The organism is Labrenzia sp. OB1, from assembly GCF_001624695.1.
GTDB lineage: Bacteria > Pseudomonadota > Alphaproteobacteria > Rhizobiales > Stappiaceae > Roseibium.
The window spans coordinates 61292-77389 of record NZ_JSEP01000001.1 but is presented as its reverse complement, the minus strand read 5'-3'; the positions used below and the strand labels follow the sequence as shown (position 1 = coordinate 77389).

The following is a 16098-nucleotide window of genomic DNA, read 5'->3' as shown; positions in this document are numbered from 1 at the left end:
CATCCTTGTTCCAGGACAGTTCAAGCTCATCTCCGTTGATGAAGCCATCGGCATTGTCGATCTCGGTGAGTGTCAGGTCGGAAAGACTTAGATCCTTGAACCGGACAATTACGTTGCGCGGTTGATCATCGACGACGACGAACTCGTCAAGCTGGGACAGCAGACACTGGTTCCCGGAATGCCGGTAGAGGCTTTCATGAAGACAGGTGACCGAACGGTTCTGAGCTACTTGATCAAACCTATCTCCGATCAGATAGCCCATGCGTTCCGCGAGCGGTGAAAAGGGATGACTGGGCCGTGTGGACAAACCGCGGCGATCTCAATCATTGAAAATGCTTTATTCGCAAAAAAACTGCGCGCCATTCGAAGTTGCGCGCTACATCGGTACAGGGAAAGCTCTCTAGATACGCCACGGGGCATCTTAGAGAGTGAACCACACCTTGGATTTGCATTCAGGCCAGAGCGTTCCGTTCCATGACAAAACTATACGCCTGCGCTTGGAAGGTTCAGATGAACAAAAAATCATCCTGATCCAACGCCGACACTAGTACACCTTCCAATGTGATCACCGTGGACCCAAACCGCACCAGGGCATCTGTGCCAGCTGTTTCCAGAACAAGATCCGCAAAGCTGGAAGCCCCGCTTTCGATCTGGATCAGGTCGTCACCGTCCGCAAAGTCGGTGACCCGGTCGATGCCGGCTCCCTCAGCGAAGACGAACGTGTCGTTACCTGCACCGCCCGAGAGGATGTCGTTGCCAAGACCGCCAATCAGCGTGTCATTGCCTCCGCTTGCCTTCAACGTGTCATTCCCCTTGCCACCATTGAGATTGTAGTTGACGGACGCATTGTTGCCGGTGACGGCATCGTTTAGCTCGGCGCCGACAAAGGCTTCGAATCCGTACCAGGAGAGGCCACCTGTGCTGAAGCTGGAACCGGCCTCTACTATCAAGGTGTCATAACCATCTCCGCCAATGTTGCGTGCAATTCCGTCGTTCCAGAACAGGTCGTCATTGTCGAAGTAGATTGTGTCATTGCCGGCACCACCAAAGACATCGTCGCTGCCGACGCCGCCACGGATGATATCGTTTCCGCCGCTGCCCTTGAGGATATCGTTGCCGGCACCGCCTTCCAGGCGATAGTCGACACTCGTGAGATTGCCAATCACGCTGTCATTTTGGTCGGCGCCGACAAACTCTTCAAAGCCGTACCAGGACAGATCGTTTGTGCTGAAACTTGACCCGGTTTCAACGATCAATTTGTCACGACCGTCGCCACCAATGTCGCTTGCGATTCCGTCAACCCAGAAGAGGTCCCCGTCCTCATAATAGATCGTGTCATCACCGGCTCCGCCAAAGACCGTATCTTTGCCGGAGCCACCCCTGATGACATCACTGCCAGCGCCCCCATTCAGAATGTCGTCGCCGGCCCCTCCGAGAAGGAATTCGTCAACATCCGATCCATAGATGAGGTTGTCATCCGAACCACCAGTCAGACCCAATCGACCGTCTGCACGCAACTCGATCGCTTTTAGGCTGGAGCCATCGGCAAACTCGAACCGCTCGATATGCTGGCCGCCATTGGCAACACGCAGTTCACCAACGCTGGAGCCGTCATTCCAGTAGAAGCTCAGCGCCTCACCGTTCAAATCGGTCCGTGTTCCACCTTGCGTATAATCGTAGATGCCGATGGTCAGATCCGACAGGATAAAGTCCTTGAATCGGATCGTATCCGTGCCATCACCTGCACCCTCATGATAGTTCACCAGAACGTGGCCGCTGTTCTTGCCATAGAGGAACACATCGTCCCCGCCATAGCCGAACAGGTGCTGCCAGTTGCCGGCAGTGCCGCCAGCATCCAGAACATCGGCACCTGAGCCGCCAAAGACATAATCGTCATGGGACGTACCGGTGACAATCCGGCTGCCGTCAGCATTGGCCGCGCCATAAATCTGGTATCGGCCATCGTCGCGAATGATGATCTGATTAAGGGCTGCGCCATCGGCAAACTCGAAGCGCTCGATATGATCTCCCATGTCAGCAAGGCGTAGCTCACCGGAAGCCCCATCCTTGTCCCAGGAGATTTTCAGTATCTCACCCTGCCCATCGTAAGCTTCACTGTTGAAAGCAAGGTCAGACAGCGTCAGATCCTTGAAGCGGACCGTATCATTGCCGGACGCCTCGCTCTCCCGCATGATCCAGACATTGCCGGCTTCGGAGCCAATCAGATAGGTATCGTCACCGCTCTGACCACGAGCGTGCTGCCAGAAGGAAGCCGCGCCGCCGACATCAATCGTATCATTGCCAGCACCTCCGTATATCTGGTCATCCTTGTCGGTGCCGACGATCAGATCATCGCCGTCCGTTCCTTCAAGGTGCATTCGGTCGTGGCTGGAGAACGCAATCTTACCCAGCGTTGTGCCGTCGGCAAATTCGAAGCGCTCGATATGATCTCCCATGTCAGCAAGGCGTAGCTCACCGGAAGCCCCATCCTTGTCCCAGGAGATTTTCAGTATCTCACCCTGCCCATCGTAAGCTTCACTGTTGAAAGCAAGGTCAGACAGCGTCAGATCCTTGAAGCGGACCGTATCATTGCCGGACGCCTCGCTCTCCCGCATGATCCAGACATTGCCGGCTTCGGAGCCAATCAGATAGGTATCGTCACCGCTCTGACCACGAGCGTGCTGCCAGAAGGAAGCCGCGCCGCCGACATCAATCGTGTCATTGCCAGCACCTCCGTATATCTGGTCATCCTTGTCGGTGCCGACGATCAGATCATCGCCGTCCGTTCCTTCAAAGTGCATTCGGTCGTGGCTGGAGAACGCAATCTTACTCAGCGTCGTGCCGTCGGCGAATTCGAAGCGCTCGATGTGCTGGCCCATATTGGCGATGCGTAGTGTACCAGGCTCAGAGCCGGACAGATTGAATTCGAGCCCTGTCCCGGCTGGCGATTGCACCGTACCGCCGTGGGTGAAGTCGTAGGTGCTGAAAGAGAAATCGCGTAAATTCAGTTCGTCAAAGACGATCGTATCCGTGCCGGTATTCGTTGTTTCAGTATGATCGATATAGACTTTGCCGTCTTCTTTCCCATAAAGGTAGGTGTCGTTGCCCTGCTGACCATAAAGATACTGCCAGCCACCGGCAGTGCCCCCGGCATCGAGAACATCATTCCCGTCGCCTCCATAGAGCCGGTCATCCCCCTCTCCCCCGAGCAGTGTGTCATGGCCTTCTTTGCCATAGATGATGTCGTTTCCTGCGCTTCCGACGATGATGTCGGAGCTTCCCTGATTGCTCGTATGTGCATCAGGTGCGCGACCGTCGGAGGTGAAGGTGTCATTGCCGTCTGTCAGGCGGTAGTAGAGGTTATAGTCGACGCCAGAACCGCCGAAATTCCTGATGTCGCCGATCCAGACCCTTTGACCGTTTTCGAATGCAAGCCACTCAATGGGTCGTGTGTCGGCGTCGTTCCAGTTGTGGATGGTTATGGAGCCAGTAAGCGGTGCAAGACCTTGCGCCGCAGCAGCAGATGCATCCGCCGCGCTTTCGGAATAGAATTCCAACCTGACTTCGTTTCTGCTCACATGATAAAAACGAAGGTCTTCTATGCTGATGCCTTCTCCGAAGAGAAGCGTGTCGCCAATTGAGCCGCTGCCGCTATCGTCGATGACATCATTGCCATCGCCACGATTGTAAACATAGGTATCGTCGCCCGTTCCGCCTTGAAGCGTGTCATTGCCCTTGCCGCCAATCAGGAATTCGCTGCCTGAGGTGCCGTAGAGCGAGTCGTTGCCGGCCTTGCCAAAGACAATGCCACCGCTTGCGGCCGTGAGCGTGTTGCCTGCGTCGGTTCCGACCAGCACCTTCGCCTCATCGGTGACGATATCGATACCGCTGACGCCGAAGGAGGCCCGCAGATCGTCTTCCGCGACCACCGGCAGCAGGAACACATCGTGGTTGTTGGTCTCGCCATGGCCGTTGCCGACGACGAGATGCTCGGCGCGTTCCGACAATTCGGCGATGATCCCGGCCCTTGTGGTGCTGCCCGCCAGTTCGGACAGATGGCCGCCGAGTTCCTCCAGCGTCGGCTCGCGGCCGAAGGTGTTCTGGTAGGCCCGGGCGATGAAGCCGGTGTCGGTCAGGGAGCCGTAGCGGGCGGAATATTCGTCTGAAGCGAGCAGGGCGGTCGCCAGGCTGACGAGATCGAGCTGGCTGTTGTGGGCATGGCGGACCAGCACTTCGATCTCGGAGGCGTCCATGTCGCGGTCGAGCACGCTGTCATAGACACGGGCTGCCTCGTCCATGAGCCGGGCCCTGGCGGCCGCATCGAGGCGCGCGCTATGGGTCGTCGTCGTGCCACCCTTTGTGGAAGCCATCTCCCAGGTCTCGATGCCGGTCGCATCCACCTTGTGGGACACGGTGATATGCGTGGCGGAGCCGGATGCGATCACGCCGTTGTCCCAGTCGTAGCTGCCGTTGCCAAGCTCCGAGCGGGTGAAGGTCTGGGTGACCCCGTCCCGCAGGACCGTGGTCGTCAGCCCGTCGGACGAGGTCGTGGTGACCGCCCGTTTCTGGGCGCCCATCTCCGCGTAGCCGGTTTCCGTGACGACCTGGCTGCCGTCCGCGGCGACAACGCTCACCCGGGTCTTGTCGGTCACATGGTCGCCGTCGAAGTCGAAGACTTCCGTGACCGTGCGCCCGTCCGCGCTGACGGTCTCGGTGTAGCTGGAGCGCAGCGTGCCGTCTTCATGCCAGTCGCGGCTGGTCGTGGTGCTGCTGCCGTCGGCATGGAACACCGTCTGCGTTTCCGCTCTGGTGTCCATCTCGCCGTCACCGTCGCTGTCGGTCTCGGTGGTTGAAGTCAGGCCATTGGCGGAGGTCACGGTGGTCGACCTGAACGCGAGACCGCCGACCGCCTCCGTTTCCTCGAAGACCCGGATCTCGTTGCCCGAGGCGTCATGGGTGACGGTGGTCTTCCGGGTGATGTCGGTGGACCCGTCGCCGTCGATATCGAGCTTGTAGACATCGCTGGTGCCGTTGGCGGCGGCCTGGCGGGTGACGATCGCTTCCGTGGAGCCGTTGGCAGCGAGATCCTTCCAGGTGCTGGTCTCGTTACCACTCAGATCGATGCTGGTCTGCGTCCGGATGTCCGTATCGCCGTCGCCGTCCCGGTCGATGTTCGTCGTCCGCTGGCGTTCATCGGCGCTGATCACGGTGGTCGCGGCGCGCAGCAAAGTCGTGCCGCTGCCGTAAAGGCGGGACGTCTCGGTGCTGCCCCCGGAGGCGCCAAGCTCCAGCGCGGTTTCGCGGTCGATGTCGCCGTCGCCGTCGAGATCGCTGTCCGTCGACACCTTCAGACCATCGTCGCTGGTCGCGCGGGTGGCGCTCGCCTTCAACCCGCCCGGTCCACGTGTGGTCCAGGTCTCCCCGGTCGAGCCGTCATGGCCAAGTTCAGTCACCCTGGTGGTGACAAAGTCATTGCCGCCGATGCCATCCAGATCGAGCGCCGTCGTCACGCTCAAGCCGTCATCGGAGCTGATCACCTGTTCGCGGGCCAGCAGCCGGCCGCCGCCGGTTTCGTGGGTCAAAGTGCGGCTTGTTGTGCCGTCCGCGGCAATCTCCGTGATGTCCTGCAGCGTGCGCTCGGCAAAGCTGTTGCCGTCAAGGTCGAAGGCAACGCGGGTTTCCAGGCCGTTGCCGCTTTCCGTTTCCGTGACATGGGACAAAAGCACGCCCGCATGGGAATAGGACGACACCGTGGTCGTCGTCACGCCGTCCTCGCCGACCGTGGTGAAGGTCACTCTGTCATCGGTGCCATTGCCGTCGGCATCGAAGGCAAGCGAGGACGAGCGGCCGTCGCCGCTGACTGTCTCGACGGACCTGGACAGCAGGGAGCCGTCGCGGGCGTTGACCGTCCCGGTGGTGGTCAGCGTTCCGTTGTCGGCAATCACCGTCTGGCGCTGCGCGACCTCGTCCACATTGCCGTCGCCGTCAAAATCCTCACTACGGGTTGTGGTCAGGTCGTCGGCGCTGACGGTTTCCACCGAGCGGCCCTGCAGCGTGCCGTTCTGGCCCTTGTGGCTTGTGGTTGTCGTCGTCGAGCCGTCGGCGTTCAGCACAAGGGCGGTCTCGGTCCGCGTCTCATAAACGCCATTGCCGTCGGCGTCCCGATGGGTCGTGGACGTCAGGCCGTCGGCGTCGGTCACCGTGCGGCTCTGGTGCTTCACCGCGCCGCCTACGGTTTTATGCTGGACATGCGTCGTCTCGACGCCGCTGTCGGCCACCATTTGCGTGATCCGGATATCCGTCTTGCCGTCGCCGTTGATATCGCTCTCGGTGATGTTGGACCGGCCATTGTCGGAGACGGTCTGGCTTGTCGTGCCGCGCAGGGCCCCGCCTTCGCGGGTCTCCGTCGTTGTCACCGTATCGCCGTCGGCTTCCAGAGCCGTAATCGAGGTTTCAACCAGATCGAATGTGCCGTCGCCGTCCCGGTCGGTTTTCTGAACCCTCACCAACCCGCCGTCGCTGACTTCGGTCTGCGTGCTGCCAAGCAGCTGGCCGCTCTGGGAACGGGTGTCCACCGTGCGCGTGGTGCCGCCATCGGCGTCCAGCACCGTTTCGTCGGTGACGGTGCGCTCAAAGGTGCCGTTGCCGTCCGCATCGGTTTGCGTCACCGTCTTCAGCCCGTCATCACTGACCGTCACCGTGCGCGCGCTTTGCAGCGAGCCGTCGGCATTCTCCACCTGCGCGACTGTCGTCCGGCTGCCATCCGCGTTGAGCGTCGTGGCGCTCCGGCTGATCACATCGGCGGCCTGATCGCCGTCCAGATCGCTGGCCGTGGAGGACGCCAGGCCGGTGGCGCTGGTCTGGCTGACCGTTTCGCCCAGAACCGTGCCGTCGGCAGCGGTCTGCGTGGTTGTCTGCGTCACCGCGCCGTCCGTGCCCTTGACCCGCACGGAGGTGCTGTCCGCCCGGCCGTCGCCGTCAAGATCCGTGCTGACGGTCGTGGTGCGCCGGTCGGCGCTCTCGGTGGTGGTGGTGCGCGACAGCAAGGTCGTCTCATCGCCGGCATAGGCCGAGGCCGTCTGCGTTGTGCCGTCATCGGCTTCCAGCACCAGCGTGTTGTCGGTCTTCTTCTCGAAGTCCCCGTCGCCGTCGACATCTTCCCGTGTGGTTCTGGCAAGGCCGTCCGCGCTGGTCTCGCTCACCACGATGCTGCGCAGGGAATTGTCCTGGTTGCTCGTCGTCACCGTGCGGCTGGAGGAACCGTCGCCGTTCAGAACCGTGACATCGCTGACCCGGACATCGATGTCGCCGTCCCCGTCAAGATCAGACACGATAGACTTGCTGAGCCCGTCCGCCGAGGTAACGGTGGTCGAGGTTGCCGTCACCGTGCCGTCCGCCGTCCGGCTATAGCTGGTCGCCGTGCGGTCCCGGGTCGTGGCATCCACGGTGACCGAAGACATCAGCTCGTCTGCGGCGAATGTGCCGTCCTGGTCGAGATCGGCCCAGACCTCCTGGCCGACCTTGTCCGCGTCCAGCACCTCCTTGCGCATGGCACGCACCGAGCCGTCGCCGTTGGTCTCGGTGACAATCCTTTCCCGGCTGCCGTCGGCATTTACCAAAGTGGCATCGACGGTGGTCAGATCGATATCGCCGTCGCCGTCGCGGTCAAGCTCCGTGGTCTTGGTGAGCGCGTCGTCCGAAGTCACGGTGGTGGATGCGGATTTCAGGGAGCCGTCGCCGTTGCGGATCTCAAGCCGCGACGTGCTGCCGCCCGCAGGCGTCACCGTGATGTCGAGGATTTCGCGCACGTCCACGTCACCGTCGCCGTCGAGATCCCGGGTGATCACCTTGGAGCGGCCATCGGACCCGACCTCCTCGATAACCTTGGAACGCAATGAGCCGTCCTGGTTGCTGACCGCCACCGTCTCCGTGCGGCTGTCATCGGCATGGGTTTCGACTGTATGGGTTTCGGTGCTGTCCGCAGCCCCGTCGCCGTCCGCGTCCAGGCTATCGACGCGGCTCGCGCCATCGGCGGAGACGCTCTCGCTGCGGCTCATGATCACCGTGCCGTCCTGGGCCAGATCGCTGACCAAGATGGTCAGGCTGCCGTCGGCGGCTTCGTCACGGGTCTCGCGCTGATCGAACCAGCCGCCTCCAAAAGAATCCCGCTCGATGGTCTCGACCTTGTGGTCGGCGGATTTGGTGGTGACTTCGCGCGACGTCAGAACGTCGGTCGCCTGATCGCTGCCGGCGAGATTGCTTTCCGTCTCCGTGCGGCTGCCATCGCCATTCACCACCGTTTCGATGGTCTGTGTCCGGTCGATCACCCCGTCGCCATTGTCGTCGTAGCGGTTGACGATCGACAGGCCGTCGGCGCTGGTCACCGAATGGATCTCATAGGCCTTGCCGCCATCGGCCGCATAGGCGGTGGTGGTCAGGCTGCGCGTGCCCGTGCCGTCGACGGATTCCACCTGCTCCACCCGGTGGCCCTCGGCCTCGGCGGCCAGCAGCATGTCGCCAACCGTGCCGGTGGTGCCGTCCGCACGCTTAAACGTGGTCTTGCCGGTGATCACCGACCCGTCGCTCAGCTCAATGTTGCTCGCATCCGCTGTCAGGTCGATCTCGGTGATGCCGAGCTCGGCCAGCGTCCTGGACACCGTCGAACCGTCGGCCAGGGTGACCATCACCTTGAACTGGCCGAACGCGTCGTCGCCCGCGCTCAGGACGCCGTCGCCGTTGCTGTCGAACACCGAAGCCAGGGCCTCCAGGTCGCTGGTCGATGTCGGGTCCCATTCGGTGAAGACGAACTGGCGCTTTTCGGTGATCTCGTCCCGACCGTCCGGGTCGAAATACAAAACCCCGTCGCCTTCGCCCGCCCAGGCCGTGCGATGCAGAAAACCGTCGCCGCCCGTGTCCATGAACACCGTAGACCGGTCCAGCGCCGTCACCTCAAGACCGTCGCCGTCAAGGTCGAGCATCACAGGTTTGATGTTGTGGACGCGGAATCCCGCCGCGACATAGGTGTGCAGGCTTTCAACGGTGAAGTTGTAGACCGTGTGAAGACCATCGACTTCGGAGATCGTCTCAATGGTGTGCGGCGAACCATCGGCACGAACGATCTGGTCGCCGATTGAAAGCTTGCCGATTGGCTGATAGCTGCCGTCTGGCAGCAGAAACGGGTGCTCCGGTGTGGTCAGAACGCCGTCGACATCCAGCACCTTGCGCTTGCCATGAATGAAGAGGTCAGTGACTTCACGCGGTTCCAGCGCGCCGAGCCCGTCAAAGCCCATGACAAGGTCTTCGAGTTGGACCTGTTCAATCGGCTTTTCCGTGCCGTCCGCCATGAGAACAAGCGTTTCGGCGACGAAGCAGCCGCCCATATTGTCGCTGAAGCTTTCTCCCGGCCCGCTACCGCTGTAGCCGTGACCGCCGCCGCCATTGTAACTGTCAGAGTAACCGCCCTGGTTGCCACCGGAGCTGCTACCGCCGCCTTCGTAGCCGGGGTTCGTATCGCCTCGGTCGCCGCTGCTGTTGCCTGAGGAATTGCTGCCAGAAGTGCTTGGTTTGGAGCGTGGTGTCGGCACGGAGGTGCTGCCTGAAGATCCGCTGTAGGGTACCGCCTCGTTTGAGTAAGGATGACCGCTATTGGAATAATCAGTGCCGCCTGTGTTGGAGTTGGATTGTGCCGCGCTGGCATCGCGATCTGTGCTGGAAGCAGCATTTCGTTGCGGAGCTGAATAGTCGATGGCGGTTTCAGGACCATTCAGGTCGTAGCCGTCAAGGATGCCTTTGGCGATTTGTTCGTTTGAAAACCCGTTTGCCTGAGCTTTTCTTATTTGAGTGTTTAGCCTCGTGGCCTCTTTCGAAGACATCGACGGAAGATCGCCAGGATCGGAAAATACATGATACCCGGGAGTATCCCTGCGAGTATGGTTGAAGCCAAAAATAGGGCCAATATCAATGTCTGAAAGCTCTTTGACAGCGTCTCTAATTTCTGTGGGGTAGGCAGGATATCCGGAACCTTGGTTCGCTAGCGCTGCGTACCAGCCCCACCCACCCTGATCACCTAAAACATCAAGTGCGTTGGTCTCAAATCCTTGCTCAACTGGACCGATTTGCCCGGGGCTACGCATGGAAGACACTGTCCCCGCCGGCAGTGTTGGTCCAATTGGATCTCCATTCGCAAGAAATTGGTTTAGCTGGTCTTCAACAAAGCGCTCTCCGTAGAACCCACCAGCAACTGCCCCACCGATACCAAAAACGGCCCCTCCGATTCCGGCGCCTACCACCCCAAATGTCAGGCCACCTAGCGTTGCTCCAACTTCAGTCGCCAGATAGCCACCCGCCCAAGCACCAGCTAGTGAACCGCCAATACCTAAAGTTTCGACCGCAGCTTTTTGATAATTTTGATCAAGCGCCGCATCAAAAACATCAATCGTTCCAAACGTGACAGCCCCTGCGGCACTCAGGCGCGCGGCCGCAGCTTTTGAAAGTCCAGCCGAAACGCCGGCATCGAGGGTGGCATTATGCGTGACTCCAACGAATGCAACAGTCACATCTTTAACTGTCCAATCGTACGCACCAACAATTCTAATGTCCGCCATTTTGCCTCACAAAAAACCTGATCAATGTCGCTAGAAATGGGACCGCTGCCATTGGGAGCATCACAGAGATGCCTGAAGCCAACACTGGAAAAGCTGGACCAAACAAAATCTGTAAAAATGGAAGGCTTGCCTTCTCACCAAGCGGCAACGGCACAAATAATAGAAAATAAAATGCACCGCACAATATGGTCACGTATAGAGAGGAGCCAAAAACCTGCTTTAATTCAATTTTTCCTACTATTTTACTTTCTCTCCAAAATGAATAATATGTCTTTGCATAGATACAAGAGATAATGACAACTGATGGCAGTAACATCACTAGTGATAAAATGTACCAGAAAGAAACAAGCCCCCCCATCTCCAGCAAAGATTGGTACCTTTGTAGAGCCAAAGGAAACGAAGAAACTACTGAAGAAGAAAACTTCCCTAAAATATCTTTCGACAAAAATATCGGCAAAGCGTAGGTGGTGACAACGAACAAAGGTATATATATTTTAGAAAATCTTGAATATTTCTCGGTCCATTTTCTGTGTAGTTCTGAGCTTTCCATTACCGATCCGATAATATATTTTAAGAGAAATTCATTTCTTTTTTTTAGATATTCATACTCTTTATGACTGGGTCCCACTTTTCTTACTCCGGCAGGTAAAAACTATTACTATCCCGCAACTGTCTTGAGTTTCTCGTAGCCCTCGCGATCAACGTGCCGGTACTCAGGAAATGCTCGCCCGCATTGACCGAGGCAAAACCCAGAAGACCGTCCTCGGCCAGCGGCGCGTCGCCACCCGGCACCGCATAGATCAGCCCGAACCGCTCCGGCTACGCCACGGCCTTGGCGTACATCGCCTTGGCCTTTTTTCGGAAAACGGAATGTCCTTGAATATCGTGCACCCGTTCGCCACACGCGCCAGATGAATCCCCGCCCGCCAATCCCCCTCCGTGCCATCCACCAGCCGGAGTTTCACGCTGGTCCTCGCAGGTTCACGCGCGTCCGCATCACCGGCCGCCTTCCGGCCCGCAGATTGCCTGCCCGCCGCATCGCCCGGCGTTTTCATCTCGTTTGAAGAGAGTTTGCCCAACACCTGTTCGCCCTTGAAGAGACACCTGCCAAGTGACCTTCTTCCCGGCACCAACTTGCCGGATCTGCTTCGTTACCTTGCCCCCGGAACGCCTTCTTCCGGTTGCACCACCAAGCTACCGATATGCGAATATTTAACAAGCCACTTGGCGACAGCCCGCCCGCGAACCGCACAAGTTCCCTCGCGGACTCAACGCTTTATTTTAAGGAAAAAGCTGGGGACCCGGGGAAGTGCCGAAAGTGACCCAGGAGCCGAGTTAGCGTGTGCATCCGGAAGATTTCCGGGTGGAGGAGATTGAACTGGATGTGCATGTGGAAATTCTCGGTGTTGGTATGCGTCCCAACCACACGCTGATGATCTTCCAGGCCCAGGGCTTTGGCGAACTCCAATTCAATGTCTTTCAGGACATCCGTGTCCGGCTTTTCGCCCTCGGCGAAGGAGACAACGAGGTGGTAGTTTGGATCCGCTTTGCTGCGCTGGTTCATGCCTTGCGTCGCGCGGACCTCCGCGATGGCCGTGTCGAGGGCCTCAAGGCGATCACCGGCCTTGCAGTTGGACAGCCAAAACTGATCGAGCTTTTCGCCCTTCTCCTTGGCCGCGGCAATATACTTCGCCAGCGCTTTTGCGCCCGAGGAACGCTTCAGTGCGGTTTTCTTGGCGATCATGGTCTGAGCCTTGCAACCTTCGCTTTGATCTGGCCCTGCGTGCGGCGAACATCCTTCAAAACCGGTCAGATGGGTCACAATAACGTTCTTTGGTATTATTCGGCAGGGGCGGGGTTCTGTGTGGCAAGTGATGATCGTCGTCAGCCGCGATCAGAAAGTTCGCGGCCGGGAGCTTTTCGCGAACAGCCCTGGCGGCGGCCGCCGGATTGTCACCGTCAAAGGCAACAAAGGTCGGCAGGTTGGCCGCCTTGTGATCATCGGCGCACCATTCCATGAAATCCGGCGAAGCCCGTATGGGGCCTGTCGCGAAATTTTCGGAACAACCGTGTCTTGACAAATTTGGAACGATCCAATTATTAGTATTTATAAATTGGAACGATCCAAAAATGAAATCTTGATGGGGAAGTAGAATGCGTTGGGCTCTGATAGGTGCGAGTCGGATTGCCTCGAGCTACATGATTGACGCTCTCCGGGCGCAGGACGGTGCCATCCGGTCGGTGCTCAGTTCGGATGCTGTCCGCGGTGAGAGGTTTGCCCGCGAGCACGGCATCGATCGGAGTGTCTCCGATCTGGGCGAACTGCTCGAGGACGACGGCGTCGACGCGGTCTATATCTCCACGACCAACGAAAAACACCATGCGCAGGCCTTGGCGTCCATTGCGGCTGGCAAGCATGTTCTTTGTGAAAAGCCGCTTGCTATGACATTGGGCGAGGCCTGCGAGATGGTCCGGGCTGCGAAGGACAAGGGTGTCGTCTTCGCGACCAATCACCATCTGCGCAATGCCGGGTCGCATCTGGCCATTCGCGACATGATCAGGTCCGGCCGCATCGGCAAGGTCCTGAGCGCGCGGGTCTTTCACGCCGTGAACCTGCCGGAAGCCTTGAGGGGCTGGCGGATCAACGATGCTGCTGCCGGCGGTGGCGTCATTGCCGATATCACGGTGCATGATGCGGATACCGTCCGCTTTCACCTGGGCGAAGATCCTTTGGAAGTGGTTGCGAAGGCGGCCGCGTCCGGACTGGGGCAGGGGGTTGAAGACAGCGTCATGTCGGTCTGGTCGATGCCGTCTGGCGCCATGGTCGAGAGCCATGAAAGCTTCACCCACCCCTTTGCCGGCACGGGCATTGAATTCCACGGCACCAAAGGATCGGTATTCGCCCGCAATGTGATGACCCAGGAGCCGGTCGGCGAGGTCGTTGTTGTCGATGCCGACGGTGAACACGCGGTCCCGTTCGAAACGCACAATCTCTATGAATACGCGCTTGGTCTCTTCAAATATGCGGTGCAGGGCAGTGGCCCTCCGGCAGCGGACGGCGTCGACGGGGTCAAGTCGCTCGCGATTGCGTTGGCCGTGCGCGAGGCCGCCCGGTCCGGCCGGGCCGTCGCCGTCGATTACGGAGGCTTCTGACCATGGTGTCCAAAATCGTATCCATGAAGGAAGCCGCCGGCCGGATCGCGGACGGCGCGGTCGTCACGGTTTCTTCTTCCTCCGGCCTCGGGTGCCCCGACAGGATCCTGAAAGCCATCGGCGACAGGTTCGACAGGGAAGGGCACCCGAGGAACCTCACGACACTTCATCCGATCGCAGCCGGCGACATGTACGGCATCAAGGGCATCGACCATCTGGCCAAGGACGGGTTGCTGTCGACCATCATCGCCGGGTCCTATCCGTCAGGCCCCTCCTCGCTGCCGATGCCCGAAATCTGGCGCATGCTCGTCGACAACCGTGTGGCCGCCTACAACGTGCCATCCGGCATCCTGTTCGACATGCATCGGGACACCGCGGCACGGCGCCCGGGCGTGATGACCAAGGTCGGTCTGGATACGTTTGTCGATCCGATCCGCGAGGGCTGCGCAATGAACGAGGCGGCGGCCGCCAGGCCGATCGTAACCCGCCAGGATTTTGCCGGCGAGACCTGGCTGCATTTTCCGAACATAGTGCCGGATGTCGCCATCGTCCGGGCGACAACGGCGGATGAAGGCGGCAATCTCACCTACGAGCATGAAGGCGCCTATCTCGGAGGTCTGGAGCAGGCCATTGCCGTGCGCAACCACGGCGGTCTGGTCATCGCCCAGGTCAAGCGGGTTACTGCTTCGGGATCCTTGCGCCCGCATGACGTGCGCATTCCCGGCCATCTGGTCGATCTGATCGTCGTTGATCCCGACCAGCGCCAGACGACGGAAACCGACTATGATCCCGCTATTTCCGGCGAAATCATGCGGCCCTGGAACAGTTTCTCGCTGGCGGAGCACAGTGTTGAAAAGGTTGTCGCAAGACGGGCGGCCATGGAGCTGCGCATCGGCCAGACCGCCAATCTCGGTTTCGGCATTTCCGCGATCGTACCCCGTGTGCTTCTTGAAGCCGGCCAGGAACAGGCCGTCACCTGGGCGATTGAGCAGGGGGCGACGGGCGGCATGCCGCTGACAGGCTTTGCCTTCGGCTGCGCCTCCAACGCCGATGCCTTCATGCCGTCGCCGCAGCAGTTCACCTATTTTCAGGGAGGCGGCTTCGATGTCTCCTTCCTGTCATTCCTCGAGGTCGACCTTGAAGGCAATGTCAATGTCTCCAAGCTCGGCAAGAAACCCTACCTGACCGCGGGCTGCGGCGGCTTCGTCGACATCACCGCGAATGCCCGCAAGATCGTCTTTTCCGGTCTGTTCGCAGCCGGGGCCGACATTCACCTGACGCCGGATGCCCTGAAGGTGAAGTCGCCGGGCAAGTTCACCAAGATGGTCGACGAGGTCGAACACGTCACCTTCTCCGGACGCCGGGCCCGGGAGCTGGGGCAGGAGGTGCTCTATGTCACCGAGCGGTGCGTCATCGAGCTGACCGGGAACGGTTTGACGGCAACGGAAATCATGCCGGGGATCGACGCACAAAAGGACATTGTCGACGCGTCCATGGGGCGGGTGAAGCTGGCGAAGGATCTGCGGGCGATGCCGACGGAGCTGCTGCGCGAGGGTGCCATGGAGTTGTCATTGTGAGCGCGCTGCACCTTGTCCGTCACGGAAATGTCGCCGAACTGCGGCTCGACAATCCCTCGAAGCTGAACGCCTTCACGCTCGAGATGCTCGAAGCGGTGGAGCCCCATTGTGTTGAGATCGAGCGGGATGACGGCATCCGTGCCGTGGTCGTCAGCGCGGAAGACAGCCGTGCCTTCTGCGCGGGCGCCGACATTCTCGCGTGGTCCGAGCTCGCCCCCCGGGAATTCGCCCGCAACTGGGTGCGCTACGGTCACCGGATCTTTGACCGCCTTGCACGCCTTGCCAAACCGACGATCACGGCGATGAACGGTCATGCCTTCGGTGGCGGGCTGGAGTTCGCCGGCGCAACGGACCTCAGGATCATGTCACCCGGGACAACGCTTGCCTTGCCGGAGGCTGCGGTCGGGATCGTGCCCGGCTGGTCGGGAACCCAACGGCTGATCCGGCTGCTCGGTGAGCCGCTTGTCAAGGAAATGGCCCTTTTCGGCCGCCGGATATCGGCTGAACGGGCACACGCGGCGGGGTTCGCAGCGGAGATCGTGGAAGATCCAAGGGCGAGGGCCTTCGAGATCGCGGAGGAGCAGGCGACCAGGTCGTCCTGCGCTATCGAAGTCGCAAAATACATGATCCACGCAGCTGTCGAAGAAGACCGCGGCGCCATGATCGAAGCGCTTGGCGCGGGCATGATCGGGCCGACGAAGGATCGAGAGGAAGGCGTGACCGCCTTCCGTGAAAAACGCAAACCGAACTTTCCTGGAAAATGA

At 59.8% G+C, this 16098-nt stretch carries 6 protein-coding genes and 1 pseudogene; 4 read left to right on the top strand and 3 right to left on the bottom strand.

Annotation, left to right across the window (positions count from 1 at the left end):
* Positions 1-109: 109 nt before the first annotated feature.
* Positions 110-280 (top strand): annotated as a pseudogene (locus OA90_RS29415) (HlyD family type I secretion periplasmic adaptor subunit); the annotation flags it as partial.
* Between the two features lie 226 nt (positions 281-506).
* On the opposite strand, the gene OA90_RS00345 reads toward OA90_RS29415, so the two are convergent.
* From OA90_RS00345 to OA90_RS00335, 3 genes are all read right to left on the bottom strand, one after another.
* Positions 507-9872 (bottom strand): Hint domain-containing homing endonuclease, encoded by a 9366-nt coding sequence (locus tag OA90_RS00345; RefSeq protein ID WP_156510335.1) that lies wholly within the window; start codon positions 9870-9872, stop codon positions 507-509.
* 718 nt (positions 9873-10590) lie between these two features.
* Complete coding sequence (locus tag OA90_RS28435; protein ID WP_156510334.1) at positions 10591-11154, bottom strand: hypothetical protein; 564 nt, start codon at positions 11152-11154, stop codon at positions 10591-10593.
* 726 nt (positions 11155-11880) lie between these two features.
* Entirely contained in the window at positions 11881-12426 is a 546-nt protein-coding gene (locus OA90_RS00335) for a relaxase/mobilization nuclease domain-containing protein (RefSeq protein ID WP_156510333.1), read from the bottom strand.
* Positions 12427-12758: 332 nt separating this feature from the next.
* Here OA90_RS00335 and OA90_RS00325 point away from each other — a divergent pair, with 332 nt between their 5' ends.
* Genes OA90_RS00325 through OA90_RS00315 form a run of 3 tightly spaced genes read left to right on the top strand, consistent with a single transcriptional unit; the run spans position 12759 to position 16098 of the window.
* Positions 12759-13757, top strand: a complete 999-nt coding sequence (locus OA90_RS00325; RefSeq protein ID WP_068405393.1) for a Gfo/Idh/MocA family oxidoreductase — start codon at positions 12759-12761, stop codon at positions 13755-13757.
* 5 nt (positions 13758-13762) lie between these two features.
* Positions 13763-15334, top strand: coding sequence for a CoA-transferase (locus tag OA90_RS00320; RefSeq protein ID WP_068406520.1), 1572 nt, complete (start codon positions 13763-13765; stop codon positions 15332-15334).
* Positions 15331-16098 carry an enoyl-CoA hydratase/isomerase family protein gene (locus tag OA90_RS00315; RefSeq protein ID WP_068405390.1) on the top strand — a complete coding sequence of 256 codons (768 nt, stop codon included), beginning with the start codon at positions 15331-15333 and terminating at the stop codon, positions 16096-16098. Before OA90_RS00320 ends, OA90_RS00315 begins: the two co-directional genes overlap by 4 nt.

Coding starts and splice junctions, on each gene's coding strand:
- OA90_RS28435 (WP_156510334.1), bottom strand. CDS start 11,154: ATGGAAAGCTCAGAACTACACAGAAAATGGACCGAGAAATATTCAAGA.
- OA90_RS00325 (WP_068405393.1), top strand. CDS start 12,759: ATGCGTTGGGCTCTGATAGGTGCGAGTCGGATTGCCTCGAGCTACATG.
- OA90_RS00345 (WP_156510335.1), bottom strand. CDS start 9,872: ATGTCTTCGAAAGAGGCCACGAGGCTAAACACTCAAATAAGAAAAGCT.